The organism is Streptomyces sp. NPDC085524, assembly GCF_044541755.1.
Classification (GTDB): domain Bacteria; phylum Actinomycetota; class Actinomycetes; order Streptomycetales; family Streptomycetaceae; genus Streptomyces.
In genome coordinates this window covers 227869-253174 of sequence record NZ_JBITTH010000011.1, presented here as the reverse complement: position 1 = coordinate 253174, position 25306 = coordinate 227869, and the positions used below count along the sequence as shown (strand labels likewise).

Sequence of the window (25306 nt, the reverse complement as noted above, 5' to 3'; positions counted from 1 at the left end):
GGTGATGTCCGAGCGGTCCTTCGACCCCCAGGGCGCGCGGCTTCCCAATGCCGTGCAGCTGGAAGCCCGGTACGACGCCGCACGCATGCGCGCGGAGCTCGCCGCGTTCGCGGCCGGCTCCGGCGATGCGTTCGGTGCCGCCGGCGGCCGCCGGGTCCTGCCCCTGCGCAGCCCCGGCGGGGACCCGCGGCGGACGGACGCCGGCGGTCCGAACCTCTACGGCTTCCGCGCGACACCCTGGCTGCGCCGGCTGCCCTACTTCGGCGAGATCATCGACAGCCTGCCCGGGCCCGTGAGGGGGGCCCGGCTGTGGGCGGCGGCGCCCGGTGTGCGCGCCCCGGACATGCGGGCGCCGAAGGTCGGCCCGTCGTGGGGGCTGTGCCGGCTGCACCTCCCGGTCGCCGGCGGTCCGCAGGCCCGGTCCGTCTTCGTCGGGGAGCACCAGCACTGGGCGCCCGGGAGCCTCTGGTTCGCGGCGTCGTGGCGCAGCCACGTCATCGTGAACGCCGACACCACGGACCTCGTCCACCTCATCGTGGACCTCTTCCACACGCCGGAGGTGGAAGCGCTCTTCCCCGCCGCGCTGCGCCGGGCCCTGGCGGGCCCGGCCGCGCTGCGACGCCGCCCGGAAGTGCCGCTGTGCCCGCCGGACGCGGAGCGGCTGGGCTGCCGTTTCCAGCTGCCGGAGCTGTTCGCGAACTGGGAGTACCCGGGCCACCTCATGCACCGCGGGACGAGCCGGGCCGACATCGAGGCGTCGATCGGGCTCCGGGCAGGCGCTCCGGTCCTGTTCCTGGCGGGCCAACCGTTCTGCGGCCTGGAACACGTGGGCGACGGCGAGTTCCGCCTGCGCGGCTGGAGCGACGAGAGGACCGTCCAGATCGCGGCCGGACCCCGCCGCGAGGCCGTCCTGCGGATGAGGGAGGGCACGAACACGTACGTGGTCCGGCGGCCGCTCTCATGACGAGAGCGTGCCCGCCGGGCTACCCCGACGACCCGGCCGGCCCAGCTGGGCGAGCGCGGCCGTGAACAGGTCGAGACGGGCCGGTGCCTCCATCACCCGGCACAGCTCCGCCCCCTCCTCCAGGACGGCAACCGCTCGTTGGAGGTCGCCGCTGCGCCGCGCGACCTCGGCCAGCGCGAGCATGATGTGCGCCTCCATCAAAGGGTCGTGGATGTCGCCGGCGAGCGAGAGGGCCTCGCGGAGCCGCTCGTCGGCCTGCGTCACCCGCCCGCTCATCAGATCCGTCCAGCCCAGCCCCCACAGGGCGTAGCAGCGGCCGCTGAGGTCTCCGTTGTCCTGCGTCATCTCCAGCCCGCGGGCGAAATCCGCGGCCGCGCCCGGGAGATCGGCCCGCGCCAGACGGAGGTCGCCCAGACTGAGCCGTACCTGCGCCGCGCTGCGCCCGGTGAATCCGTCCACCACCTCCTCGGCCCGGAAGAGGAACGGAACGGCCTCATCCGGCCTGCCCCATTCGAGCAGGGTCTGCCCGGTCCACCGGAGCACCTGTGCCTGGGACTCCACGTCGCCCTGCGCCCGCAGGACCGTCAGCGCCGCCTCCCAGCCGGCCAGCGCCTCCTCGAACCGCCCCTGGACGCGGTCCGCGCAGGCGGTCTTGCGCAGGGCCAGGGCGAGGCCGTACTCGTCCCCCGCCTTCTCGAACAGCTGCTGCGATCTGGTCAGGAGGGGGATGGCCTGGTCGTAACGCCGCTTGGTGAGGTGGAGATCCCCGAGCCCCAGCAGCATCGCTGCCGTGCCCCTGCCATTCCCATTGCGCTCTGCGGCCGCGAGGGCGGCCTCGTGCGTGGCCTTCCAGTCGTCGAAGTGGAACCGGAGGCTGAACAGGCACCGGCTCGTCGCCGCGAGATCCCAGGCGAGCTCGTCGTGGCCCTCGTCCGCGAGCTTCTGGCACAGCGCCGTGAGCAGGGACCGGTCCGCCTCGTACCAGCCGAGCCAGTCGCGCCCGACCGTCTCCAGTACGTCGGACGGGGCGCACCCCCTGTCGGCGAGGCCGTGGACGGTGGCGAAGTCCCCGCCGCACACGCGCTGGTGCGCCTGGTCCGCCAGGGCCAGCGTGGCCGTCCCCAGCCGGAGCAGGGCAGCGGTCCGCTCCTCGCCCGGCTCCATCTCCTCGACCAGGGTGACCGCGAACAGGCGGACCAGATCGTGCATCCGGTACCGCGGCCGTGCCGAGCCGGCCGGAGTGGTCACATCCAGCAGGCGGGCGTCCAGCAGCTCCTCCAGCAGGTCCTCCGCGTCGGCGAGAGGCGCCGCGACGAGAGGGGCGCAGATCCACTCGGAGAAGTCCGACGCACCGGCCAGCGAGAGCCTGCGGAAGAGGACCCGCGCCCGCGGGCTGATGCCCTGGTAGGACAGCTCCAGGCAGGCCCTCACCTCGAGGTTCTCGTGCGCCAGCTCGTCCAGCCGTCGCCGCTCGTCGGCCAGCCGCGAGGCCGCCTTGCCCAGCGGCCAGTGCGGCCGGGCGGCCAGTTTGGCCCCCACGATGCGCAGCGCCAGCGGCAGCGTCCCGCAGTACTCCACGATCTGCAGCGCCACTTCCGGCTCGGCCGCGACCCTCGCCGCCCCCACGAGACCGGACAGCAGCTCCAGCGCCTGGGCCCGGTCCAGCACCTTCAGCTCGACCGTGCACGTCACGGGAACCGTCGCCAGCCGCATCCGGCTGGTCACCACGACCGCGCAACTCTCCGTACCGGGGAGCAGCGGCAGCACCTGCCGCGCGTCTCCCGCGTCGTCGAGGACGATGAGCATCCGCTTGTCGGCGACCAGGCTTCGGAACATCGCGGCCCGCTCGTCCAGCGACTCCGGGATGGTCCCCTGCAGCCCGAGCTCGCGCAGGAACCGGGCCAGCGCCTCCTCCGGAGCCAGCGGGGCGTCGCTCATGCCGTGCAGGTTCACGTACAGCTGTCCCGCGTCGAAGACGGACCGCAGCTTGTGGGCGGTGTGCACGGCCAGCGCCGTCTTCCCCGTCCCTCCCGCTCCGACCAGCGAGACGACGGGCACCGATGCCGAGCCCCTGGTCAGGGCCGCCTCGACGGTGAGCTGCTCCCCGGTGCGGCCGGTGAACTCGGCCAGGTCCCCGGGCAACTGGCACGGTCCCGTCGGCGCGCTCTGCGGGGCTGCGTGCGGGGCAGGCTGTGGGGCCGGGGACCGCGCCGGGGCCGGTGCCGGGGGCGGCGTCGGCACCGCAGGCGAAGCGACCGCAGGCGGTGACGCCGTCTGCCCGAGGAGCACCTGCTGGTGGATCGCCTGCAACTCGGGGCCTGGTACGACCCCCAGCTCCTCCCTCAGCAGATCGGCGGTACTGCGGAACAACCGCAGGGCGTCGGCCTGCCGGCCCGACCGCGCCAGGGCCTGCATGAGCACGCCGCGCGGCTTCTCCAGCAGAGGATGCTGCCTGATGAAGGCGGACAGCTCCGAGACCAGTTCCTCGTGGTGGCCGAGGTCGAGCTGCAGTTCGGAGCAGGCCAGGCGGATCGCGGCGTACTCCTCCTCCCAGCGGTGCACGTCCGGCTGCCAGACGCGTCGGCTCACCCCGGACAGGACCGGCCCCCGCCACAGGGAGAGCGCTTCCTTCAGGCAGGAGAGCGCCGTCTCCGTGTCCCCGTCGGCCAGGCGCTGCTGCGCATCGGCTCGCAGCTCGCGCACGACATGGGTGTCCAGCCGAACGCCGGCCAGTGGAAAGCGGTAGCCGGGGGGCTGAGTGACGACCACCTCGCCTCGTGCCCCGGCACGTCTGAAGTGCCGCCGCAGCATGGACATGCACGCTGCGACCTGATTGGCCGGATCGGTCGGCGGTTCCCCCTCCCAGATGGCCTCGGCCAGTTGCTGGGTGGGAACGACGTTGTCGGCGCTAAGGAGCAAAGATCCGAGAGCGGCTTGCAGTCGGGGCGCGGTAATGGGTACCGACGCCCCCTTGACTCTGACGTCCAGTGGCCCCAGCAGGCGCACTTCCACGATTTCTTCTGTGATTCCCCGTAACACCAAAACCCCCCGATCCATTCTTATCAGACGGTACATCAGTGCAGGTCACAGCTTTACGATCGAGTGATCACGCTCACAGCCCGGGCCCCGCCGACACGTCGACAACCAGCCATGCGCCCCCCGCCCGACATGATCGATTCTCGGCCGCTCCACGTAGGCCGAATCCGGATGCTTCGCCACGGCAGGGCGCCCGCAGGGGCTTTGATACGGCAATGCAAACAGGGAAACCGCGATTCGCGGCCTTGCGGTGGGTTCTTCTCGCCTACCCGGCCAGTCGTCCGGGGGAACCGGCGATGGCGCGGAATCGCCTGGGGCGTGACCCTGTTCCGCAGAGGCCGGGGACCACGCTCGCGGCCGGCGCAGCCACAGCCGCTGCGCCGGCCAGGTCCAGTCCGGTTCCCACTGCTCTCACGGCAGTTCGCCCGGCCGGTCCCGGCCCTTGATCACGCACTGGTCGGTCGACAGCATGCGGTCCGGATCGGCCTCGAAGCCGGGATCCCAGTCGTCCGGGGCAATGGCCGGGTCGTTCAAGGCCAGCTCTGGGCGGTGCTCGCCGCAGCACGTACGAGTGAAGCCGAGATCGTCGGACATGGCGCGAGCCTGGTGACCGCCCCGCCGGGGACCTGGCCACCCCTGCCGACGCCGGTACGACCCACGCTCCCTCACTCGGCTGCTCCCGCGGTGCCGAGCAGCCCCGCCAGCGTCGCGTAGGAGCGGTCCCAGGTCCATTCGGTCTCGACCCAGTGGCGGCCCTCCTCGCCCATCCGGCGGGCGAGGCCGGGGTTGCGGAGGAGTCTGGTCAGGCGGTCCGCCGTTGCCGCCACCGAGCGGCCGTCGACGACGTAGCCGGTCTCGCCCTCGCGCACCGCGTCCGGGGCGCCCCCCGAGTCGCCGGCCAGGACGGGGAGTCCGGATGCCGCAGCCTCCAGGTAGACGATGCCCAGCCCTTCCAACTCCAGGCCGCGCCTTCGGGTGCGGCAGGGCATCGCGAAGGCGTCGGCGGCGGCGTAGAAGGAGGGCAGGGTGTGGTGGGGGTGGCCGCCTGCGAAGACGACCGAGTCCACGACGCCTTCGGCCAGGGCGAGTCGGTGTAGTTCGGAGGCGTACGGGCCCTCACCGACCAGCAGGAGCATCGCGTCCGGGAGCGCCCTGCGGATCCAGGGCAGTGCCCTGATCAGGGTGTCCTGGCCCTTGCGCGGGACCAGTCGTGCCGCACACAGGATCACCGGGCGGCGGCCCAGACCGTAGCGGGCGCGCACCGGGCCGCCGTCCAGGAAGGGGTGGAAGGCCGCGGTGTCGACCCCGGGGACGAGGCGTGCGGTGCGGGTTCCGGGGGCGAGGGCAGACTCGATCGGCCGGCGGGTGCTCGTGCCCAGCCAGGTGAGGGCGTCGACCTCGGTCCCGATGCGGCGCAGCAGAGCCCTGGCGCCGGGGGTGCGGGCCCACCACACCTCGTGGCCGTGCGTGGTGGCGACGGCGGTGCGGATGTCCGTGGTCCGCCGCAGCCGGTCCGCCATCAGGCCGAGCGGTGCCGCGGCGCCGAACCACACCCGGTCGCAGCCGTACCGGCGGGCCACGGAGGCGGCGTGCGCGGTGGCCCGGGGGGTGGGCAGGAGGGTGCGTGCCCGGTGACGGATCACCGGGTACGGAAGGGACTCGTCGGGTGCCGGCCCGGCTGTGGTCGGATTCGGCGCCGAGGTGAAGACGACCACCTCGTCGGGCGGGAAGCGGTCGGCCAGTTCACGGACGAACGTCTCGATGCCGCCCTGCCTGGGCGGGAAGTCATTGGTGACGATCAGGGTACGAGGGCGAGGGCTGGAGTTGTGCGTCATGCGGCGGCCTCCGCCTTCGAAGGGGAGACCGGGGCGACGGCAGGGGCAGAGGCGCTGCCGCGCTGCCGCATCCGGTACGCCAGCGCCCCGAGCACCAGCGGGTAGACCAGGTAGCCGAATCGGGTCGAGGGCATCAGGGCCATCGCCAGGCCCAGACCGAGCGCGAGCCGGATGGCCGCCGCCCGCGCCGTCCCCGGCGGGCGCACCACCAGCGACACCGCGATCAGCAGCGCGCTCACCGCGAGGAGCGCGAGCGCGACCACCCTGCCGCCGGGGGCGTACGTCGCGAGCAGATGGCCCGGCAGCGGACTCGCGGCCGGCGAGGTGGTGCCGCTGAGGCCCAGGGGGAAGGCGACGACGCTGAGGTAGAAGCCGGAAGGGTTGGCGAGCGCGAAGGGCAGCACCGCCGCCGTCGCCGTGGTCAGGGACACCGCGGCGAACCGCACTGCGGGACGGCCGCCCCTGCCTGCCGCGATCAGCGCCAGCGCCACGGGCAGCGCGGGCCACGCCGTCCACTTGAGCGCGGCGGCGGCGCCGAGGGCCAGCCCCGCGCGGCCCGCCCGCCCCCGCCCGGCGAGGGCGATGCCGAGGCACATCAGGCCGGCGATCGGGAGGTCGGTCCCGCTCACCGCGAAGGGCAGTGCGACCAGAGGGCAGGCGAGCAGCCGGGCCCGGCACAGGCCGGCCGCAGTGAGGGCCGCCACGAAGGCGCCGTCCAGCCACCAGCGGGGATCCCCGGGCAGCACGCCGAAGAGCGCCGTCCCGGGCAGGTACGGGTTGAAGTCGGCGACGGCCGTGGGGTCGGCGACGTACGGGCTGCCCGTCGTGAGCAGCAGCCGCCCCGACCGCTCGATGACGGCGACCTCCGACTGCCCGAGTCCGGCCGCCACCGACCAGAGGAGCGGCATCACGGCGGCCCCCGCCACCGCGATCACCCTGGCGGCGGGCCGGCTGCGCTCGCCGCAGGCCAGGAGCGCCGCGACGGCGTAACCCGCTCCCGCCACCACCCCCCACAGCCGGTGCGGCCCGAGCCCCGAGGCCGACGCGAACCCCAGCGCGACCAGCGCGCAGCCCGCCCATGCATGCCGCTCGTACCGTATGCACCGCAAATGCCGCAGGTGCGGCACGCGCCGCACGTGCCGTTCAACGTTCTTCGTCATGCCCACCGACGGTAGGAATCCACGGGCCGGAGGGCGTCAACCGAGGCTCCGGACCCGGGACTCAACCCGTGGCATGACGTCCGGCAGCAGACTCAACCCGTACGGCGACGCGCGCACCCGCTCCGGCACGGACCATGGATGCATGAGTACGTCCCTCCAACAGCGGTTCCACGCCTGGATCGCCGCACCCGCCTACCCCTGGCTCACCGGCGGGGCCCTGACCGCCGGTGCCGTGGCGGAGCTGATCGCCTTCCCCGGATCCACGACCACCACGATCGGGGTCCTGGTCTCCTCCGCCTCGCTGATGTGGCGGCGGTCGTTCCCGCCCGTCGCCGTCCTCACGGTCGCCGCCGGGCTGATCGGTTTCGCCGGTGACGTCAGCCTGTACGTCTCGATCATGGTGAGCGGGCTGATCGGCTGCTACGCCCTGGGCCGCAGCCGGGTGCTGCACCCCGCGCTGACCGTGGCGGGCGCCGCGCTCGGGGCCCTGTGCGTGAACCTGGTGCACATCAACACGTGGTCGCGGATGGACCTGCCGGTGCCGGCCCTCTGGGAGAAGGGCTCGCTCAGCCTGTTCGCCGAGGCGTTCCTGCTGACCGTGGTCATCTTCGCGGCGGTCATGATGGGCGACGCGGTACGTTCCCGGGAGGAGACCCGCACCGAACGGAACGAGGCCCAGGCCCGGTTGATCGCCATGGAGCGGCAGCAGGCCGCCGAGGCCGAACGGGCGGCCATCGCCCGTGAGCTGCACGACATCGTCTCGCATTCGGTGTCGATGATCGCCGTGCAGGCCGAGAGCGCCACGTACACCACCTCCGGACTGACCCCCCAGGCCCGGGACGCCTTCCAGCAGATCGCCGGCACCGCCCGCTCGTCGATGGCCGAACTGCGCCGCCTCCTCGGTGTCCTGCGCACGCCCCAAAGCCAGGGGGAGGCGGCCCTCACCGCCCCGCAGCCGACCCTCGACCACCTCGCCGAACTGGTCGAGCAGCACCGGACGGTGGGCGGCGAGGCCGAGTTGAGGGTGACGGGGGAGCGGGTTCCACTGCCCGCCGCGTGGGAGCTGTCCGCGTACCGCATCACGCAGGAGGCGCTGACCAACGCACGCAAGCACGCTCCCGGGGCCCGTACCGTTGTGGAGATCGACTACGGCACCGACCTGCTGCTCACGCTGCGCATCCGCGACGACGGCCCGGGCCCAAGCCCCGGCCCCGGCCCTGGCCCCGGCTCTGGCCCCGGCTCCGGCTCCGGACCAGGCTCCGGCGCGGGCCACGGCCTGACCGGGATGCGGGAACGGGCGGCCCTGGTCGGCGGCCGGCTCAGCGCGGGCGCGGGCCCGGACGGAGGATTCCTGGTGGAGGCGGAGCTCCCCTGGGGGACCAGGTGATCGGCAGGGGGAAGGAATTGAGTGTGATCAGGGCAGTGGTCGCCGACGACCAGGCGGTCGTCCGCACCGGCTTCGCCAATCTCCTCGCCACCCAGGAGGACATCGAGATCGTGGGCGAGGCCGAGGACGGCGTGCAGGCGGTGCGCATCGTCACCGCGACGCGGCCCGACATCGTGCTCCTCGACATCCGCATGCCGCACAAGAACGGCATCGAGGCGGCCCGCGAGATCCTGGCCCGGCCCGAGAACACGACCAGGGTCCTGATCCTGACGACCTTCGGCCTCGACGAGTACGTGTACGACGCGCTCGCGGCCGGCGCGAGCGGCTTCCTCCTCAAGGACGCCACCTTTCCCGAACTGCTCCACGCAGTACGGGTGGTGGCGGCCGGGAACGCGCTGCTCTCACCCGAGATCACCAAGCGGGTGATCGGTGAGTTCGTCCGTGCACGGGCACCTCGGCTACCGGTGCACGCCGTGGGGGAGCTCACCGCACGTGAGGCGGAGGTGCTCGCCTTGATCGCGCGGGGGCTGTCCAATGCGGAGATCGCGCACCGGCTCACGATCACGGATCACACCGTGAAGACCCACATCAACCGGCTGTTCACCAAGCTGGAGCTGAGGGACCGGGCGCAGGCCGTGATCGCGGCCTACGAGCTGGGGCTGGCGCGGGTGGGCGGCAGGGAAGGCAGAACCGGCTGAGCGATCCTTCCCCCGCCTGCGTCGCCGGGGCGCCGCAGGGTCGGGGCCGGCCGCGCGACCCCGTAAATGCGTCGGAAATAATTGACGCGTCGGAGATTCCCGACGCATACTGTCGTCATGCCTACGGATGTGTTCGGCGTGCTGGCCAATCCGGTGCGCCGCAGACTGCTCGAAAGCCTGCGTGAGGGGCCTCGCTCCACCGGGGAGCTCGCCGGGATGTTCGAGCTCGGACGGCCCGCCGTATCCGAGCACCTGGCGGTGCTCCGCGCCGCGGGACTGGTACGGGAGGAACCCCGCGGCCGACACCGCTTCTACCACCTCGAGCCCGCCAGGCTGGCCGAGGTGAGCGAGTGGCTGCATCCGTTCGAGCACTACTGGAAGCAGCGCCTGGATGCGCTGTCCGATCTCCTGGACGAGGAAAACGGATCATGACGACCGAGAACGACACGATCACCTGCGAGAAGTTCCTGACCCACCCCCCGGCCACGGTGTGGAGGGCCCTGACCGACCCCGAGCTGCACGCCCGCTGGTGGGCCGCCGGCGACGTCAAGCCCGTCGTCGGGCACCGGTTCACCCTCGACATGGGCAACAACTTCGGCCTTCAGCCCTGCGAGGTGACCGAGGTGGACGAGGAGCGCCTCCTGGCCTACCGGTTCGCCGAGGGCACCCTCGACACCACCATCACCTGGACCCTCCACCCGGAAGGCGACGGCACCCGCCTCGTCCTCAGCCACGCAGGCTTCGACCTCGACTCCCCGATGGGGCGACAGGCCTTCGCGGGCATGGGCAAGGGCTGGCCCCACGTCCTGGACAACCTCGACACGGCCCTGGCCGGGACCGCCTGACGAGCGCCACCCAGAACAGCACCTGCGGGACGAGCCGATCGGACCACGGCACGGCCACGATGACCACGGCGGTGAGCGTGCCCCACGCCGACTGCCCGACGATGAGCCGTGCCCAGCCGACCTGCCGGACCAGGGGGGTGCCGCGCAGCATCCGGAACACCGTACGGCGCCGAGTCTCAGTCCTCGTCCGCCCAGTCGAGGCCGAGTGTTGCGGCGAGCCGGTCCAGCGCCTCCTCGGTACGTCCGTAGGCGACGATCGGGAAGTCGCCCTGTCCGGTGTTGTACGCGACGATGACATCGAGCCCGCCGAAGTACTCGGTGTGGGCGCCGAGTTCGCGCCACGGGAGGAAGCCCATCGGTCGCAGGTGGGTCCGGAGCCGGGTCACCACCCCGGGGTCGGCCTCGTCCTCCTCGACGACGTACCCGTAGTCGGCGGGCAGCCGGGTGACGGCCAGTTGGAGGAGGAACTCGGAGACCGAGTGGCTCTGGAGCACCCAGACCGGTTCGTACTCCTCGTCGACTCCGCTGACGAGCACCTGGGGGTCGGCGAGATGGGCGTGGGCCGCGGGGTAGCCCCACTCGTTGCAGTACTGGTTCTCGGCCATGAACACGCAGACGCGCCGGTCGTCCCCCGGTCCGACGAACGGGTTGCCGCCGGGCAGCCCGTCGGAGCTGCCGTAGCCGCTGGGGTCAGGGCGGATGGTGGGCGGCCAGACCGGGTTGGTCTCGTAGGCCTCCCAGCGGTCCGCAAGGGAGTTGAACGGCAGGTCCCACCACTCGGCCAGTGCGGCGGGCACGGCGAGCGAGCGGTCGACGTCATCCGGCTCGTCATCCGGCTCGTCATCCGCCGGCCCGGCCGAGGCCGCGGCCTTCAGGTTGGCGACGTACTGCTTGTGCTCGTCCGGCGCGTCCGGCTGCCGGCGCCCACCGGGGGCGGGCCGGTAGCCCCACTCCTCCTGGAACCGGCGCAGCAGCTCCCACCTCGCGTCGGAACCCGCAGGATCCGTCGCCGCGGCGCTGCGCGCCTGCTCCAGCAGTTCGTGGAAGCGTCCGTAATCGATCCCTGTCACGGACGAAGATCCTACAATCGGGCACGCCCTGCTCTCCGTCGCCGTGGCACCACCCCTCTGCCGGTCGCCGGAGGCCCGTCCGGGTGGTCACCGAGCAGCCGGTCCGTGGGCCGGCGTCTCTCCCGGCGGAGCCGTCCGCAGGTCCCGCGCCCGGTTCAGGACCAGGCCGACCGTGGAAGTGACCAGGTCGGGGTCGCGGAGCTGTACGTAGTGGTCGCTCCCCGTGGCCAGAACGTGCGGGGTATGCGGTCCGAGCGCCACCAGGCTGTCCTGCAGGCGCGGCCAGGCCGCCTCGACCGCCTTCATGAGCGCGGTCGGCGTGCCCGGGGCCACCTCGAAGGGCGCGGTCTTGCTGATGACCGCCATGGGAACGGAGGGCAGGCGCGGCCCCTTCTCCACCGCCGCCATCGCGCCGTCGAGGTCGATCGTCTCGAAGCCCGGATCCCTTTCCAGGGGCACCCCAGGCCGGTTGACCAGGCGGGCGTAGGCCGGCCAGTCGGCTCCCAGCCCGTCCCGGATCTCGGGCCCGAAGGCGTCGACGAACACCAGGCCGGCCGTCCGTTCGGGGTGGGTCTGCGCGTACAGCCGGGTGATCATCCCGCCGAAGGAATGACCGACGAGAAGGTAGGGGCCCTTCTCCCCGGCGGCCGTCAGCGTCTGGTCCAACTCGCTCACCAGGGCCGGCAGGCTGCGCGGCATGGCCACGGGGCTGCTCCGGCCGGTCAGGGTGGGCGGTGTCGTGTAGCGGATCGTGCCGGGCCGGTCGTACGTGCACACGCGCGCGCCGCGCGCGATGCCCGGCAGCGTGGCCGGCGAAGCGGGCACGGGCGGCTCGGTCCGGGTCAGGCTCCAGACGTCGGAGGAGTCGTGGATGCCGGACTCCAGGACCACGGTGGGGGAGCCGCGCCCCCGGCAGTCCACGTAGATCAGCCGCCCATCGGGCAGGGTCACCTGCCGGCCGCCGTCCACGGGACCGGAGGCCGGCGGAGGGGTCGGGGGAGGAGTCGGCGGAGGGGGACCAGCCGGGGCACCGACACCCGAGGGACCGAGCAGCAGTACGCCGAGTGCCACGGCCGCCGGTCCGCGCGGCCCTCGCACCAGGTGCCCGCATCCCATGCGTCCAGTATTGCCCCGCGCCGCAGGCCCCTCCACCTGACGGGCCCCGACCGGCGGCCCGTCACGGGCAGGTCGGACCGACCCGTACGGCGGAGCCCGGTCTCGGCACCCCCCACCCGGCGGGCTCAGTAGCGCAGGGCCGTTCCGACGTTCGCCTGCACGTCACCGGAGAGGCTGCGCGTGCTGCGGGCGGTGCCCTGCCCCGTGGCTCCGGGGGCGACGTCGGAGATGGTCACGACGACCGTGTCGAGAAGGTTGCCTCCGGTGTCGCGGAAGTTGACCTGGACTGCGAACGACTTCGCGTTCGTGGCGGTGTTGGACACCGTGACCGGCACGGTGCTGTGCCCGTCGGAGTCCTTGGACGGTGTTCCGAGGCGGACCTCGGACTTCGCGTCCGCTCCGCCCTTCACACCGTCGAGCTTCTTCTTGGCCTCGGCCGCCGCAGCCTCGAGCTGCGCACCGGCCGACTGCACGGCGGAGGCCGCCTTCGATGCGACGTCGGACGGTGTGCTGTCGCCCGAGCATCCCGTGGTGCCCACGGCGACGGCTGCCAGAACAGCGACCACAAACAAGGTGCGTGTCCACGCGGAGTGCATGCGGGCCTCCTCGGGGCTCCCCGCGCCGACCCGCACGTATGCCTCGTACGTCGACACGCCGGAGCCCAGCCGTCTACGGATGCCGACGGTCCGTCAGCAGCCCGATCATGCCGCCTGTACTTCTCAGGCGGCCGGTTGCCGCCCCCGATCGCGCCGAGCGTCCAGTCGATTGCAGCAGTGCGGGAGCGTGGAGGGGTTGTGGTCGTGGTGGGTCAGGACGACATGATGAAGCGCAGGGCGAGGCCGGAGGCCGTTGTCCAGTAGGTGACACGGGCACCGTCGTCGAACGCGACCTGGCCGGGCAGGCTGATGTCGACCGGTCCGCTCATCTTGCCGTCGGGGTCGGGGCCCTGGAGGCTGAGGGGAATGGTGTTCGTGTCGTAGGTGTCCATGCGGCCGCCGGTGCCGAGCAGAGCCGCGTGGGCCTTCTCGCCCGGTGCGAGGGTGGGGGGCGCGTCCTTGCTGTCCTTGATCACCGTGATCGCTTCCCTGGCATTCGGGAACTTCAGGTACGGGTACTCGTAGAGCCTGCACTTCTTCTTGCCGGTGTTGGTGACGGTGAGGAGGAGGTGCCGGACGGGCTTGCCCTTCTCGTCCTCACTCGTGGCAGAGAACGCGAGATCACCCACGACACACGCACCAACGGCGGCGGGCGCAGTGGAGGACGGCGCACCGGCGTTGGGTGCAGTGGGGGTGGGCGTAGGAGGAGAGGGCTCAGTGGACGACGGCGCACTGGCGCTGGGCGCACCGGCAGTGGGCGTGGTGGGGGACGGCGCATCGGCGGTGGGCGCGGTGAGGGAGGCGGCGGGTGGTGGTGCGGGGTGCCGGTGGGACTCCGGGCCGCCGAGGGCCGTGGTCAGGCCGAACGCGAGGGCTGCGACCAGCACGGCGGTGCCGCCGGCGAGGGCGGAGTGCCGGCGGCGCCGACGGACGGCGGCCCGGCGCCGGACCTCCGCGCCCGTCGTCGGGGCGGGGCCGGCGGCGCTGTGGGCCAGCTCGCGCAGGGCGGAGGACAGGTCATCGGCCACGGTCTTCCTCCTTCTCCTCGCCACTCCCGCCCACTGCACCGACCTCGCTCGCCGGCAGCAGCTTGGCGAGAGTTGCCCGGCCGCGTGACAGGCGGGCCTTGACCGTACCGGTCGGGGCGCCGGTCTCGGAGGCTACCTGCTCCACACTGAGGTCACACAGGTGGTGCAGAACGATCGCCAGGCGCTGAGCCTCCGGGAGCTGTCGCAGCGCCGCGACAAGGGCGACGTGCTCGGGGCCGGGTCCAGGGGCGTGATCGGGCAGCGGGGTGCGGCGTACCAGCTCCAGCCACCGCCGGGCCCGCCGCCAGTGGCTGACCGCGAGGCGCATCGCGACGGTGCGGATCCAGGCTTCGGGGGCCTCGGTGGCGAGGAAGTCACTGCGCCGGTCCCAGGCACGTACGAAGGCCTCCTGGACAACGTCCTGGGCCTGGCCGTGATCACCGGTGAAGGAGTACACCTGGCCGACGACCCGTGGGAACGCCGAGGCGTAGAACGCGTCGAACTCGTCCTCCGTCATACCGCCCCCGTCGGCCCGAAACTTTTCCGATCCGCATGCAACCCGCCTACTCCCGGCGTGCGTACAGGTCGTGCAAAGCGAAGAACACCACACAGGGGGCTCTGTTGACCAGGGGAAACAAGGCAATCAGGAAGACGGCGGCCGCGGCCGTCCTCGGCGCGCTGCTGCTCGCGTCCACGGCATGCGGGCCGAGCGGGGCCGATGGCCCGGGTGACTCCAAGCCCTCGGACGCGCCGAGCGCGACGAGCTTGCCGACGGCCGGCGGGACGGCTGCGCCGAAGGCGAGCGGGACGGCTTCGGCGAAGCCCGGCGGCAGTTCGGCGACGCCCGGCGGCGAGACGGCAAATGGAGGAGGCGGCGCCGCCGTTGGTGCGTGTGCCGTGGGTGACCTCGCGTTCTCTGCCACGAGTGAGGACGAGAAGGGCAAGCCCGTCCGGCACCTCCTCCTCACCGTCACCAACACCGGCAAGAAGAAGTGCAGGCTCTACGAGTACCCGTACCTGAAGTTCCCGAATGCCAGGGAAGCGATCACGGTGATCAAGGACAGCAAGGACGCGCCCCCCACCCTCGCACCGGGTGAGAAGGCCCACGCGGCTCTGCTCGGCACCGGCGGCCGCATGGACACCTACGACACGAACACCATTCCCCTCAGCCTCCAGGGCCCCGACCCCGACGGCAAGATGAGCGGACCGGTCGACATCAGCCTGCCCGGCCAGGTCGCGTTCGACGACGGTGCCCGTGTCACCTACTGGACAACGGCCTCCGGCCTCGCCCTGCGCTTCATCATGTCGTCCTGACCCACCACCACGTTCGGGGCGTTGCGGCCCGGGTTGTCCGCCCGAGGCCGCAGCGCCCCGTCTTGCTTCGAGTACGCCGCACCGTTCGAGGAGCGGATTCACCGTCGCCGCAGAGATCCGGGCCCCCGGAAGCCCCACCGCGGCGCAGTGGGCGCCCGGACGGGGCGCTCACGTCAGCAGGCGCAGCGAGGTGTCGGCGATGCCCAGGCGTACGCTCTGGCCCCAGGTCAGCTGCAGGGCATCGGCCTCCATGCCGTCGCCGAAGACCACGATCCGGTCCGACTCCACGGTCAGTCGCAGCCCCTCCTGCTGTTCCAGTTGGCCGGAGACCCTCGACGTTCCGGTCGCGGGCGACGGCCAGGCCTCGCGGACGAACCACAGGAGCCGGCGGTCGCACGGTGCGGGCAGCGGTGCGGTGCTGCCGCGTTCCAGCCACAAGGAGCGCAGCCAGCCGGTGGCGCCGGTGCCGGTGCCGACGAGTACGCCGGAGGACGCCTGGGCCTCGCCCGGGCCCTTCTCGCCGTCGGGGCCCAGACGGTAACGGGCCGTCTGGTGGCTGGGCGGGCCCAGGTAGATCTCGTTCAGTGCGAGAAGGCGCTGGGTGTCGTCGGCGACGGCCTCGACCATGGTCAGGTCCTCCGTCCGCCCCCCGGCGCTCGCGGCACGCAGGAGGGCGGCCGTGTCGGTGCAGCGGTGACGGACCAGAACGCCGGGGTTGCGTCCCGGGTCGGTGTCGATGCCGACCACCGGTTGCCCGGAGAGGTACTTCGCGGTGTTGGCGACCAGGCCGTCCTGCCCGACCACGACCACCACGTCCTCCGGCGCGAACAGGAAGCGGTCCAGGTCCGCCCGTTCGACCTGGGAACTGCGCCAGGTGAGCGGCACGGCCGCCGCCACCTCCCGCAGCGCCTGCCGGGTCCGTTGGTGGCGCTCCACCACCTCGTCGATCGACCGGCCCCGGCTGGAGAGGAAGAACGCGGCCTGCCCGTGCGTCCCGTGCCGGTCGATCAGTTCCTCGTACTCGGTCCTGCGGTGGACGAGCACCGCCCGAGGGGCCAGGGTCACGCGTCCGCCCCGGGGTCCGGACGCCCGAGCTTGCTGAGGAGGCCGGTGAGGACGTCCGGGGTGAGCGTGATGCTCTCGACCCGCGGCAGGTTCTCCGCCAGCCGGGTCGCCGCCAGGGCGTACAGCGTGCCCGGGCCGGCCTCGCCGTGCACCTGCAACCAGGCAGCCTGGGCCTCGGCTTGCGCCGACCCCGTCTCGCGCGCCGCCGCGGCATCCGCACGGGCCAGGCGGACCTTGCGGGCCGCCTCGGCCTCGGTCCGTACGCTGTCGGCCGCCGCCTTCTCCTCGGCCTCGCGACGCGAGTTGATACCCCGCTGCTCGACCAACTGCTCCTCGCGCCGGGCCAGTTCGATCTGACTGGCCAGTTCGTTCTCGGCGATCGCGCGCTCGCGCTCGACGGCGACGGCCCGCCGTTCGTAGGTGGCCCGGTCCGCCTCCTGCTGGATCTGCTCGCGGGCCGGTGTGCGCAGGGCGCGCTCCACCTCGGCCTCGGGCCGGATCGCGACGACGCGCACGGCCACCACCTCGATGCCGGTGGCCGGGAGCCGGGGCTCGGCGGCGAGCCCGGCGCCGACGCTCTGTCGTACGGAGGCGACGCCGTCCACCAGGGCGACGGCCAGCGGGGTCCGGGCCAGCACGTCCAGCGTGTGCTGCTGCGCGGTCTCGGTGAGGAGGGTGGCGATCTGCTCCAGGGGCGCGCCGCGCCAGCTGCCGGTGTCCGGGTCCACGGAGAAGTCGAGCCGGTCCGCCGCCTCGGCCGGGTCGCTGATCCGGTAGGTGACGGTGGCCTGCACGGTGACGTCCTGGAAGTCGGCCGTACGGGCGTGGAACGCCATGGCCAACTCCCGGTCGTCGACGGGTACTTCGGACAGCGCCGCCGACAGCGACCGGTACCAGAAACTCAGCCCCCGGCCGTCGTGGACGAGCCGGCCGCGCTTGTGGTGGCGGATGTGGGTGGTGGGCGCGGAACGCAGATGGCGCCAGCCGAAGCGCCGGGTGATGTCGGCCATGATGGACCCCCTCGATTTCGTCACCCTGACGATAACCGTCAGGCTTCATATCGTCAAGGGGACGAAAAGGAGGGTGTGCGAACGCCACGCCCGTTGAGGTCGATTCGCAGATCAGACCCGTGTCACGGACAGCAGGAGTGGTGAGTGGACCCCCAGGCGGCCCGCGCAGTCGGCCACCGTCTCGGCCAGCCAGCCGACGGCTTCGCAGGACCACTCGGCGAGGTCGCCGCGGAGCGTGATGCCGTGCCGGGGCGGACCGTTCCAGAAGCTGTCGTCGAAGGGCGGCGGGGTGGCATCGTCCGGACCGGCTGGCTCACCGGACCGGGTGACGAAGACATCCTGGTCCAAGTGGCGGATGCTGTCGGTGAGTTGCTCTGCGACCGCAGGAACCGAAGGGACGCGGCCGCTGTTGATGCCCACCTTCACCGAAGTCCGCGACCGAGGGTCGCGTGCGCCGAACCAGTGCACCGTCCCCAACGACGGCACGAGCGCCTGCGGCGGGCGCGACGCAACATCGAGCCCCTGAAGTGGCAGGAGGACCTGCACTTCGGCGAGCCGGACGGAACCGATCCGCGCGACCGTGTCCTCGGCGCAGCGCAGGAACGGCTGTACGGGCAGCGGCCGGTCACCCGCGACGGGGCCGGCCTCCACCTGGAACCAGGCGATCAGGTCCGGTGCCGAGGCGGCCGACGGGTGACTCCATCCGGCATCGTTCATGGCCCACAGGCCCGTGGCGCCGCTTCCCGCGAGGACTCCGGAGGTGTCCCCGCCCGCGGGGTACGCCGCCCGGTCATCGAGCCAGCCCATGGCCAGCGACCGCTGGTGGAAGAGCTGGTAGGCGTCGTGTTCGGAGCCGGGATCGTGCCACGGGTGCGGGAGCAACTCCCCGTAGAGGGCGGCGAACATGGTCCCGGCAGTGCGACGGACCGAGGGCGCAATGCCCGGCCGTGCGGTGACGTCCTCTGGCATGGGGTTCCCCGTTCACCGTGACAAGCACCTCCCGGGCCGGACAGGTGGCCGCACCAGCTTCGGGTGGCGAGCTTGCGCGGAATGAGAAGCGGCAGCGAAGGTCCGCCCAACGAGTGAACCGCATGGCCGAACGGAGCATCCGGCAGAGGCAGATGCGACCCATGCGCGTTCGTCCACGGCGGGGAGCTGCGCCGGTGCGTTCCTCGAGCGACTGCATCCTTTGGCCTACTGCGTTTTCGGCCCTGTGGAGGACGATCTTGCCGCATCGCCGCGAGAGGATTGATCCGTGCGAACAACCATCGGATACACCATCGAAAGCATCGGCTATGTCGTAGGAGCCCAGGGGCTGATCAGCTTCGCTTCGCAGACCTTCTTCGGAACGGAGTGGGGCTGGATGCACAAGATCGTAGACCTTCCGTCCTCCGCATACCTCGGCGTCGTCGCCCTGGGACTGCTGCTCATCCTTGGCGGCGTCAAGACGCGGAAGACGCCCGCCCGCCAGGAGGCCGGCTGACCGGCGGGCCATTTCGGTTCCGTCCGCCCCTGCCGGCGCTCCGTGCTGGGGGGGGGCACGGTTCGTGGGGACCGGGCTGTGGGCGGACCGGTCCGGCACTACCGGGACACCCGATACCGTGTGGCCACGCGAGCACTGGCCTGGGAACACCGGCTCCCGAACGAGACCGCGTACCACCGGACACCGGGCCCAGGCGGCCCGGGCGGCCTGTGTCGCCGGCCTTCGTCCACAGGATCACCAAGTACGACCCCGCGGACCGCGACGAGCGCGGCCACTACACCGGTGCCGAGGACACGGTCAGCGACCACGGACCGGTCGAAGCGGCATACCTGGAGGCCGTTGCCGCCTTCGGGCGGGCCGGCCGGGGCTGCCGCCGCTGCGCCTCTGTGAAATCCCCTACGAGCCATAGCCGACGAATCGCTGCGTGGTACGGGCGTCGTCAGGACCTGCGATGCCACCACGCCGACTCCGGGTCTGCCGACGGCTCGTGATGCGTTCGCCTGAGGAGGACCACGTCCAGCCGCTCCACCTGCACCCGGAGTTCCCCGGCGGCCCGTGGCGGAAGCATGAACAGAGCGTCTTGCAGTTTGTCCCGGGCCCAGCCTTCGCCGCAGCACGGACAGGTGAACTCGGCCTCCCAGGGCCTCCACCGGCGCTTGACGCCGTGGACGCGCACGGACCACACGCTCAGTGCCACCGCGACGATGCCGGGAGACCACCGCTCCCGTTCGAGCACACGGACGGCGGCATTCGCCGCTCCGGACAGCCCTGGGACGTCGCGGTACCGCACCCAGGGGCTGGCCCAGCCGCGTTCCCGCGACCGAAGTGAAGCCGGTGTTCTACGAGGCACGGCCCCTTCGCATGCACGTCATGGACGGCATCCTCCCACATCCCAAGATCGGCCGGCCGGAACCCCGTTCGCAGGCAGCAGCCGCCACAGTTCATCCGGGACTTGATCAGTACGGGCGCCGTGCTCGGGCCGGGGATGTCAGACCCGCCTCGTACCGTCGAAGGCAAGGGTCCGGATCGGACGGACCGCTGAGGAGGAGAGGAGCAGGCCATGGGCGAGATCAGCGTCGGCAGGCAGCACCTTGACCGGTTGCTGGCCGACAGCACGGGCACGTACGGAGCGCCCTACCAGCGGGCCTTCGCAGAGCTCGCGGCGGCGCGCCGCGGCCGCCCCGTCGCCGAGATACTTCCGCTTCTCAGGCGCGCTGCCGACGACGCGCTGCTGGGCTTCACGGACGCGGACCTGCAGGAACAGGCGCGGGCCATCAGTGCGGGCGAGTCGTACGTCCTGCGTGTCAGGGTCACCTGAGCTGGCCCGCCGCGGGAGCGCCCGTCCTGGCGGGTTGCGGAGAGGTAGCTAAGCGGGCAGGGAGCGCCTGATCAGGCGCCCGTCGAGGACGACCTCCAGCCAGGTGTAGCAGTCACCGGTCCACAGCCCGACCGCCGCTCCACACCCCGCGCAGGCCAGATTCGGCCCGTCGAGCCCGCCCGGCCCGCAGCAGCCGCTCCAGCGGCTCAGGATCTTCGTGGTGCCGACCAGGTCGCCCGGGCTCAGCAGCAGGTCCGTCCCCGGACCGCGCCCCGCCTTGGACTTCCCGAAGCGTCTGGGCAGCGGGCCCCAGGCGATGCGGCCCGGCTGCGGCTCTCGGGCGAAGGTGCCGGGTGCCATCCTGGGCGGGCAGGGCTCCACAGGGGAGTCGAGGGGCGTCCATGTCTCGTCCTCCGCGGGCGGGTGCACCTCGCGTACCGGTGCGGTCAACCGGGCGCTGCACACGGCGCAAGTCAAGATCTCGGCTTCGGCCATCCCCATGAGCTCCCCCCGCCCTTCGGTGCCGACGAAGCTACCCCACGTCCCCGCGTCCCCTTCGGCGGGAGTCGGGGCGGTTCGGATGCCGGGCTACCCGCTCACGCGGCGTAGGCGTACGGTCGGAATATGGCGGTCGGGTACGACCTGGTGATCGTGGGCGGCGGGGCTGCCGGATGCGTGCTGGCGGCGCGGCTCAGCCAGGACTCCTCGATGCGGGTGCTCCTGTTGGAGGCCGGGCCGGACTACGTGGAACTCCCCGCCGAGCTGCGGGACGGCTCCGGACCGCACACCGCCTCGCACGACTGGGGTCTGTCGAGCGAGCCCGGCCCGGCCGGGCAGGCGATCGCCCTGCCGCGCGGGAAGGTGATCGGCGGCTCCTCGACCACCAATGCGGCCTTCGCCCTGCGCGGTTCGCCGTACGACTTCGATGCCTGGGCGGCACGGGGGAGTCCCGGCTGGGGCTGGGACGACGTACTGCCCTGGTTCGTCGCGCTGGAGAACGACCTCGACTTCGGCCACGAGCCGTATCACGGCGGCCACGGCCCGATTCCCGTCCGCCGGTATGCGGGCGGGGGACGCAGCGACATCGCCTCGGCCGGGCAGGAAGCGATCGCGTCGACCGGCGTGCCGGAGATCGCTGATCACAACGCTCCGGGCGCGGTGGGAGTCGGCCCGCTTCCGGTCAACGAGGTCGCAGGGGAGCGTCTGGGCGCGGCGTCGACGTACCTGGCGGCGGCCCGGGCACGGAGCAATCTCACCGTACGGGGCGGGGCGCCGGTCGACCGCGTGGTCCTCGACCGCGGGGGCGCGGCCGGGGTGCGGCTGGCGGACGGGGAGATCGTGCACGCCGATCGCGTGATCGTTTCGGCCGGCACCTATTGCAGCCCGGCCGTCCTGCTGCGGTCGGGGATCGGCCCGGCCGACGAGCTGCGTTCGCTGGGCATCGAGCCGACGCTGGACCTGCCGGGCGTCGGCCGCAACCTCGCCGATCACCCCGCGGTGTCCGTCGATGCCGCCTACGCGGGGGACGAGCGCCCGCGGCGCCGCTTCCAGCTCGTCGCCACCTTGCACAGCGCGCAGGCCGACGAACACCGCGAGCCGCCGGACCTGCAGCTGATCGTCGGAGGCCCGTTCGACACTGCGGGTGCCGCGACCGGCGGCACGTTCTTCGTCGGCGGTGCACTGCTCAAGCCGCGGTCGCGGGGCCGGGTCTGGCTGCGCTCACCGGACCCGCTCGAGGCGCCACGGGTCGACCTCGCCTACTTCTCGCACCCCGCCGACCTGCCGCGGCTGGTGGAGGGGGTACGCCGTGCGTGGCGGGTGGCACGGGAGGGGCCGCTGGGCACCCTCTCCGCTGGAGTGGTGAGCGCGCCGGACGAGGACAGCGACGTGGCGATCGGACGGTTCGTCCGCGCGAAGGTGTGGACCTACCACCATCCGGTCGGCACCTGCGCGATGGGCCCTGGCCCGGCAGCCGGGGCGGTCGTCGATCCGGCCGGCCGGGTGCACGGACTGGAGGACCTGTGGGTGGTCGATGCGTCGATCATGCCGGACGTGCCGTCGGCGAACACCCACGTGCCGACGCTCATGCTTGCCGAACACATTGCGGCGTTGCTGCGGGCCGAGACGGAGCCCTCGGGTGCCCAGTCGCCCTTGCCGTCATCGGCGAGGTCGTAGAGGAGCCCGGCGTCGCTCGTGATCTGCTGCGGCAGCGGCAGCGGAACCTGTCCTGACAGATCATCGCGGGTCTGACGGCGGCGCACCCGCATCTGGCTCTGGCGGGGGGTCCCGCCCCGCAGCCCGCGTTGGCGGGATGTGAGGAGGCCGCCCGGCCGGCGCTGCACGGTGGCACGGAGGGTGTCCCGGCCGTGCTGCGCGGCCTGGTTGATCCCGACGGTGCCGCGGCTGCGCAACAGGCGCTGGACTGGCTGGTGATGACGGGACCGATGCACATCAGCCTGGTGATGCCGGAGGTCCTGCCCTTCCTGCTCCGGCTCGCGGCCGACCCTGCAGTGCCCCGCCGGGACAAGCTCTTCGACCTCGTCCTCGTGGCGGCAGCCCCGTCCGAGCCGGTCGATCCCGATAGTTCTCGGGACCTGGCCATCAGCGGACCCGAACACGAACACCCCGAGCGCGGTCCTGATTGCGCGGTTCAGCTCTTGCGGGCCAGCGGCTGGCCGGCGAAGCTCACCCCTGCCAGGCCGTGGGCCAGGAGGTTGCGAATGTTGCCGTGGTCCGTGTCGTTCGGCGTCGCCAGCACGCCGCGGTAGTACTCACCGAAGGCCTGCAGCGCCTCCTGGTCGCTCAGCCCTTCCAGCAGGGCCAGTCCCAGCGTCTTGCAGGAACCCTCGTTCTCCCCTGCGGCGTTTTCCAGCTCCCCGTTGCGGAACGCCTGCGGCTGGTACTCGTAGTGCTCGGCGACGAAGGCCAGGGTGTCGGCGAACGCGTGCTCACCGGACGCGAGGCTCACCCGCAGCGAGTTGAGGTCGGTCATGTCGGCTCCCTTGGGTTGAACAGACGATCCGGTTGCCGTCCGTGACCGGACGACGATACCCCCTCGTGGCCGGCTGGTACGGATCTCTCCACATGTCGGAACGAGGGGCATCTCCGCAGGTCCGAAGGTGCGCCTGGGCGATCCGCCGGAAGCCGGATCCGGTCCGGGTGATCGGCCGCGGGGGCGGTGCTGGTCAGCCTGCCGTCGCCGCTGCGGCCCCGTTCCGCGAGGTACCCCGGCCGCGTGCCGTGGCACAGCGGGGTCCGGCGGTGGCGTTGTCAGTGCCGGGCAGGATGATGACCTGCATGACCGAAAACAGTGCCCTGCTCTCTCCCGCCGCCTACGTCGAGGCCGTGACCACCGCCGTGGCGGCGTCGGCCGCGTACTACGGCGACGGGACCACCCCGCTCGGCGACGACGAGTACGACGGGTTGCTGCGCGCCATCGCGGCCTACGAGGAGGCCCACCCGGACGAGGTGCTCGCCGAGTCGCCGACCGGGAAGGTGGCGGGCGGGGCCGTGCAGGGTGACATCCCGCATTCGGTGCCGATGCTCTCCCTCGACAACGTCTTCGACGCCGACGAGCTCGCCGAGTGGGCCGCGGGGCTGGAACGGCGTCTCGGGCAGCCGGTGGCCGGGTGGTGCGTGGAGCCGAAGCTCGACGGCCTCGCGGTCGCCGCCCGCTACCGGGGTGGCCGTCTCGTGCAGGTCCTCACCCGCGGCGACGGCCTGGCCGGCGAGGACATCACCCACGCCGCCGACGCCGTCCTCGGTCTGCCGCCGGTCCTCACCGAGCCGATCGACGTCGAGTTGCGCGGCGAGGTGCTGCTGACGACCGCGCAGTTCGAGGAGGCCAACCGGATCCGGCTCGCACACGAGGCCCCGCCCTTCGCGCACCCGCGCAGCGGAGCGGCCGGCACCCTGCGGGCCAAGGACCGCCCCTACCGGATCGAGCTGACCTTCTTCGCCTACAGCGCGATCGGCCTGGACGAGGGCCTCGGCCACCTCGCTCTGCTGGAGTACCTGGCCGTGCTCGGCGCGCACACGGCTGCCAGCACGGCCGCGGCCCCGCTGCGATGCGAGACCGTGGCGCAGGTGCAGGAACGCATCGACGCGATCGCCGGCCTGCGCGGAGACCTGCCCTTCGGGATCGACGGTGTCGTCGTCAAGGCCGACACGGCCGAGGACCAGCGGCGGGCCGGCAACGGCTCGCGCGCCCCGAGGTGGGCGGTGGCCCGCAAACTGGCGGCGGAGCACAAGGTGACGCGCCTGCTGGCGGTGGAGTGGAACGTCGGCCGGACCGGGATCATCGCCCCGCGCGCCGTCCTGGAGCCCGTGGTCATCGACGGCGTGACGGTCACCTACGCCACGCTCCACAACCCGTCCGACATCACCCGTCGCGGGCTCATGATCGGCGACCAGGTGTTCGTGTACCGGGCCGGCGACGTGATCCCCCGGGTCGAGGCACCGCTGGTCGACCAGCGCACCGGTGCCGAGAGCCCGATCGTCTTCCCCGAGGCGTGCCCGCGATGCGGCGACGCGATCGACACCTCCGAGCAGCGGTGGCGCTGCGTGCGCGGCCGGAGCTGTCAGGCCGTGGCCTCGGTGATCTACGCGGCGGGCCGGGACCAGCTCGACATCGAAGGTCTCGGCGGCACGCGTGCGATCCAGCTGGTGGAGGCCGGTCTGGTCAAGGACGTCGCCGACCTGTTCACGCTGACCCGCGAGCAGCTCCTCGGCCTGGAGCGGATGGGTGAGACGAGCGCCACCAACCTCCTGGCCGCGATCGAGACCGCACGCGGGGCCGCACTGGGCCGCGTGTTCTGCGCCCTCGGTGTCCGCGGCACCGGGCGCACGATGTCCCGCCGGATCGCCGCGCACTTCGGGTCGATGGCCGCGATCCGGGCCGCCGACGCGGACACGCTGGCAGAGGTCGACGGCATCGGCACCGAGAAGGCCCGCGTCATCGCGGCCGAACTCGTCGAACTCGCCCCGCTCCTCGACAAGCTACGGGCCCAGCAGGTCGGCACGCAGGTCACGGAGCCGCAGAAGCGCGTGACCGACGCGACGGCCCAAGGCGGTGCGACCGGCACGACCGACGGCGAAGAGCCGGCGGGCGGCCCGCTGGCCGGACAGGCCGTCGTGGTGACCGGTTCCATGACCGGCCCCCTCGCCGTGCTGTCCCGCAACGAGATGAACGAGCTGATCGAGCGGGCCGGCGGAAAGGCGTCGTCGTCGGTGTCCAAGCGCACCACCCTGCTGGTGGCGGGCGAGAAGGCCGGTTCCAAGCGCACCAAGGCCGAGGAACTGGGCATCCGGATCCTCGGCCCCGAGGAGTTCGCCGTCCTCGTCGCCGGCCTCCTGCCCATCTCCTGACCATCACCGCCCGG

25 protein-coding genes and 1 pseudogene are annotated in these 25306 nt (G+C 72.4%); 11 read left to right on the top strand and 15 right to left on the bottom strand.

The features are described from left to right. Nucleotides 1-4 precede the first annotated feature (4 nt). A complete protein-coding gene (locus ACIGFK_RS19615; RefSeq protein ID WP_376658725.1) occupies nucleotides 5-964 on the top strand; it encodes an aspartyl/asparaginyl beta-hydroxylase domain-containing protein in 960 nt (319 codons plus the stop codon). Here ACIGFK_RS19615 and ACIGFK_RS19610 read toward each other — a convergent pair. The 4 genes from ACIGFK_RS19610 to ACIGFK_RS19595 all read right to left on the bottom strand — a co-directional run bounded on the left by ACIGFK_RS19610 (nucleotide 959) and on the right by ACIGFK_RS19595 (nucleotide 6995). Beyond that, a complete protein-coding gene (locus ACIGFK_RS19610; protein ID WP_400052880.1) occupies nucleotides 959-3775 on the bottom strand; it encodes a BTAD domain-containing putative transcriptional regulator in 2817 nt (938 codons plus the stop codon). The genes ACIGFK_RS19615 and ACIGFK_RS19610 overlap by 6 nt on opposite strands. A 636-nt stretch (nucleotides 3776-4411) precedes the next feature. Beyond that, nucleotides 4412-4594, bottom strand: coding sequence for a hypothetical protein (locus tag ACIGFK_RS19605; protein WP_400052851.1), 183 nt, complete (start codon nucleotides 4592-4594; stop codon nucleotides 4412-4414). Between the two features lie 71 nt (nucleotides 4595-4665). Further along, nucleotides 4666-5835, bottom strand: coding sequence for a glycosyltransferase family 4 protein (locus tag ACIGFK_RS19600; protein ID WP_400052849.1), 1170 nt, complete (start codon nucleotides 5833-5835; stop codon nucleotides 4666-4668). Next, the gene (locus tag ACIGFK_RS19595) at nucleotides 5832-6995 is read right to left on the bottom strand and encodes a hypothetical protein (protein WP_400052847.1); all 1164 of its coding nucleotides are present in this window, start codon (nucleotides 6993-6995) and stop codon (nucleotides 5832-5834) included. Before ACIGFK_RS19595 ends, ACIGFK_RS19600 begins: the two co-directional genes overlap by 4 nt. A gap of 142 nt (nucleotides 6996-7137) precedes the next feature. Here ACIGFK_RS19595 and ACIGFK_RS19590 point away from each other — a divergent pair, with 142 nt between their 5' ends. The 4 genes from ACIGFK_RS19590 (at nucleotide 7138) to ACIGFK_RS19575 (ending at nucleotide 9925) form a co-directional block, all read left to right on the top strand. Continuing rightward, entirely contained in the window at nucleotides 7138-8382 is a 1245-nt protein-coding gene (locus ACIGFK_RS19590) for a sensor histidine kinase (RefSeq protein ID WP_400052846.1), read from the top strand. 23 nt (nucleotides 8383-8405) lie between these two features. After that, nucleotides 8406-9080 carry a response regulator gene (locus tag ACIGFK_RS19585; RefSeq protein ID WP_376658720.1) on the top strand — a complete coding sequence of 225 codons (675 nt, stop codon included), beginning with the start codon at nucleotides 8406-8408 and terminating at the stop codon, nucleotides 9078-9080. Between the two features lie 117 nt (nucleotides 9081-9197). Beyond that, the gene (locus ACIGFK_RS19580; RefSeq protein WP_376658719.1) at nucleotides 9198-9512 is read left to right on the top strand and encodes an ArsR/SmtB family transcription factor; all 315 of its coding nucleotides are present in this window, start codon (nucleotides 9198-9200) and stop codon (nucleotides 9510-9512) included. Beyond that, on the top strand, nucleotides 9509-9925 hold the full coding sequence (locus tag ACIGFK_RS19575) for an SRPBCC domain-containing protein (protein ID WP_376658718.1): 417 nt from the start codon (nucleotides 9509-9511) through the stop codon (nucleotides 9923-9925). The genes ACIGFK_RS19580 and ACIGFK_RS19575 overlap by 4 nt, the downstream gene beginning before the upstream one ends. 176 nt (nucleotides 9926-10101) lie before the next feature. Here ACIGFK_RS19575 and ACIGFK_RS19570 read toward each other — a convergent pair whose 3' ends face one another. The 6 genes from ACIGFK_RS19570 to ACIGFK_RS19545 all read right to left on the bottom strand — a co-directional run bounded on the left by ACIGFK_RS19570 (nucleotide 10102) and on the right by ACIGFK_RS19545 (nucleotide 14658). Then, nucleotides 10102-10995: a hypothetical protein gene (locus ACIGFK_RS19570; RefSeq protein ID WP_386472723.1), complete on the bottom strand. Its 894-nt coding sequence runs from the start codon at nucleotides 10993-10995 to the stop codon at nucleotides 10102-10104. A gap of 87 nt (nucleotides 10996-11082) precedes the next feature. Continuing rightward, nucleotides 11083-11946, bottom strand: a complete 864-nt coding sequence (locus tag ACIGFK_RS19565) for an alpha/beta fold hydrolase (RefSeq protein ID WP_376658716.1) — start codon at nucleotides 11944-11946, stop codon at nucleotides 11083-11085. Between the two features lie 290 nt (nucleotides 11947-12236). Next, on the bottom strand, nucleotides 12237-12764 hold the full coding sequence (locus ACIGFK_RS19560) for a hypothetical protein (RefSeq protein ID WP_400052842.1): 528 nt from the start codon (nucleotides 12762-12764) through the stop codon (nucleotides 12237-12239). Between the two features lie 155 nt (nucleotides 12765-12919). Beyond that, on the bottom strand, nucleotides 12920-13735 hold the full coding sequence (locus ACIGFK_RS19555) for a DUF4232 domain-containing protein (protein ID WP_400052840.1): 816 nt from the start codon (nucleotides 13733-13735) through the stop codon (nucleotides 12920-12922). Next, nucleotides 13725-14252 (bottom strand): SigE family RNA polymerase sigma factor, encoded by a 528-nt coding sequence (locus tag ACIGFK_RS19550; RefSeq protein ID WP_376662524.1) that lies wholly within the window; start codon nucleotides 14250-14252, stop codon nucleotides 13725-13727. Before ACIGFK_RS19550 ends, ACIGFK_RS19555 begins: the two co-directional genes overlap by 11 nt. 46 nt (nucleotides 14253-14298) lie before the next feature. Further along, nucleotides 14299-14658 (bottom strand): hypothetical protein, encoded by a 360-nt coding sequence (locus ACIGFK_RS19545; protein WP_400052838.1) that lies wholly within the window; start codon nucleotides 14656-14658, stop codon nucleotides 14299-14301. Here ACIGFK_RS19545 and ACIGFK_RS19540 point away from each other — a divergent pair. Further along, nucleotides 14633-15049: a DUF4232 domain-containing protein gene (locus tag ACIGFK_RS19540; RefSeq protein WP_400052836.1), complete on the top strand. Its 417-nt coding sequence runs from the start codon at nucleotides 14633-14635 to the stop codon at nucleotides 15047-15049. The two genes, ACIGFK_RS19545 and ACIGFK_RS19540, sit on opposite strands and share 26 nt — an antisense overlap. Nucleotides 15050-15217: 168 nt before the next feature. Here the strand turns inward: ACIGFK_RS19540 and ACIGFK_RS19535 are convergent, their stop codons facing one another. The 3 genes from ACIGFK_RS19535 to ACIGFK_RS19525 form a co-directional block, all read right to left on the bottom strand. Next, nucleotides 15218-16114 (bottom strand): hypothetical protein, encoded by an 897-nt coding sequence (locus ACIGFK_RS19535; RefSeq protein ID WP_400052834.1) that lies wholly within the window; start codon nucleotides 16112-16114, stop codon nucleotides 15218-15220. Then, nucleotides 16111-17124 carry an SPFH domain-containing protein gene (locus ACIGFK_RS19530; protein ID WP_376657332.1) on the bottom strand — a complete coding sequence of 338 codons (1014 nt, stop codon included), beginning with the start codon at nucleotides 17122-17124 and terminating at the stop codon, nucleotides 16111-16113. Before ACIGFK_RS19530 ends, ACIGFK_RS19535 begins: the two co-directional genes overlap by 4 nt. Before the next feature lie 111 nt (nucleotides 17125-17235). Continuing rightward, complete coding sequence (locus ACIGFK_RS19525) at nucleotides 17236-18093, bottom strand: hypothetical protein (protein WP_376657331.1); 858 nt, start codon at nucleotides 18091-18093, stop codon at nucleotides 17236-17238. Nucleotides 18094-18379: 286 nt separating this feature from the next. Between ACIGFK_RS19525 and ACIGFK_RS19520 the strand changes: the two genes are divergently transcribed. The 3 genes and pseudogenes from ACIGFK_RS19520 to ACIGFK_RS19510 all read left to right on the top strand — a co-directional run bounded on the left by ACIGFK_RS19520 (nucleotide 18380) and on the right by ACIGFK_RS19510 (nucleotide 19925). Continuing rightward, nucleotides 18380-18607 carry a hypothetical protein gene (locus ACIGFK_RS19520; protein ID WP_386465764.1) on the top strand — a complete coding sequence of 76 codons (228 nt, stop codon included), beginning with the start codon at nucleotides 18380-18382 and terminating at the stop codon, nucleotides 18605-18607. Nucleotides 18608-18816: 209 nt separating this feature from the next. After that, nucleotides 18817-18966 (top strand): annotated as a pseudogene (locus ACIGFK_RS19515) (RNA-binding protein); the annotation flags it as partial. Nucleotides 18967-19667: 701 nt separating this feature from the next. After that, entirely contained in the window at nucleotides 19668-19925 is a 258-nt protein-coding gene (locus ACIGFK_RS19510; protein WP_376657329.1) for a hypothetical protein, read from the top strand. A gap of 48 nt (nucleotides 19926-19973) precedes the next feature. Here ACIGFK_RS19510 and ACIGFK_RS19505 read toward each other — a convergent pair whose 3' ends face one another. After that, the gene (locus ACIGFK_RS19505; RefSeq protein ID WP_400052832.1) at nucleotides 19974-20375 is read right to left on the bottom strand and encodes a hypothetical protein; all 402 of its coding nucleotides are present in this window, start codon (nucleotides 20373-20375) and stop codon (nucleotides 19974-19976) included. A gap of 174 nt (nucleotides 20376-20549) precedes the next feature. Here ACIGFK_RS19505 and ACIGFK_RS19500 point away from each other — a divergent pair, with 174 nt between their 5' ends. Beyond that, entirely contained in the window at nucleotides 20550-22100 is a 1551-nt protein-coding gene (locus tag ACIGFK_RS19500; protein WP_400052830.1) for a GMC family oxidoreductase, read from the top strand. 475 nt (nucleotides 22101-22575) lie between these two features. Here the strand turns inward: ACIGFK_RS19500 and ACIGFK_RS19495 are convergent, their stop codons facing one another. Next, nucleotides 22576-22917, bottom strand: a complete 342-nt coding sequence (locus ACIGFK_RS19495; RefSeq protein ID WP_376657326.1) for a HopJ type III effector protein — start codon at nucleotides 22915-22917, stop codon at nucleotides 22576-22578. Between the two features lie 305 nt (nucleotides 22918-23222). Between ACIGFK_RS19495 and ligA the strand changes: the two genes are divergently transcribed. Beyond that, the gene (ligA, locus tag ACIGFK_RS19490; protein ID WP_400052828.1) at nucleotides 23223-25292 is read left to right on the top strand and encodes an NAD-dependent DNA ligase LigA; all 2070 of its coding nucleotides are present in this window, start codon (nucleotides 23223-23225) and stop codon (nucleotides 25290-25292) included. Nucleotides 25293-25306 lie beyond the last annotated feature (14 nt).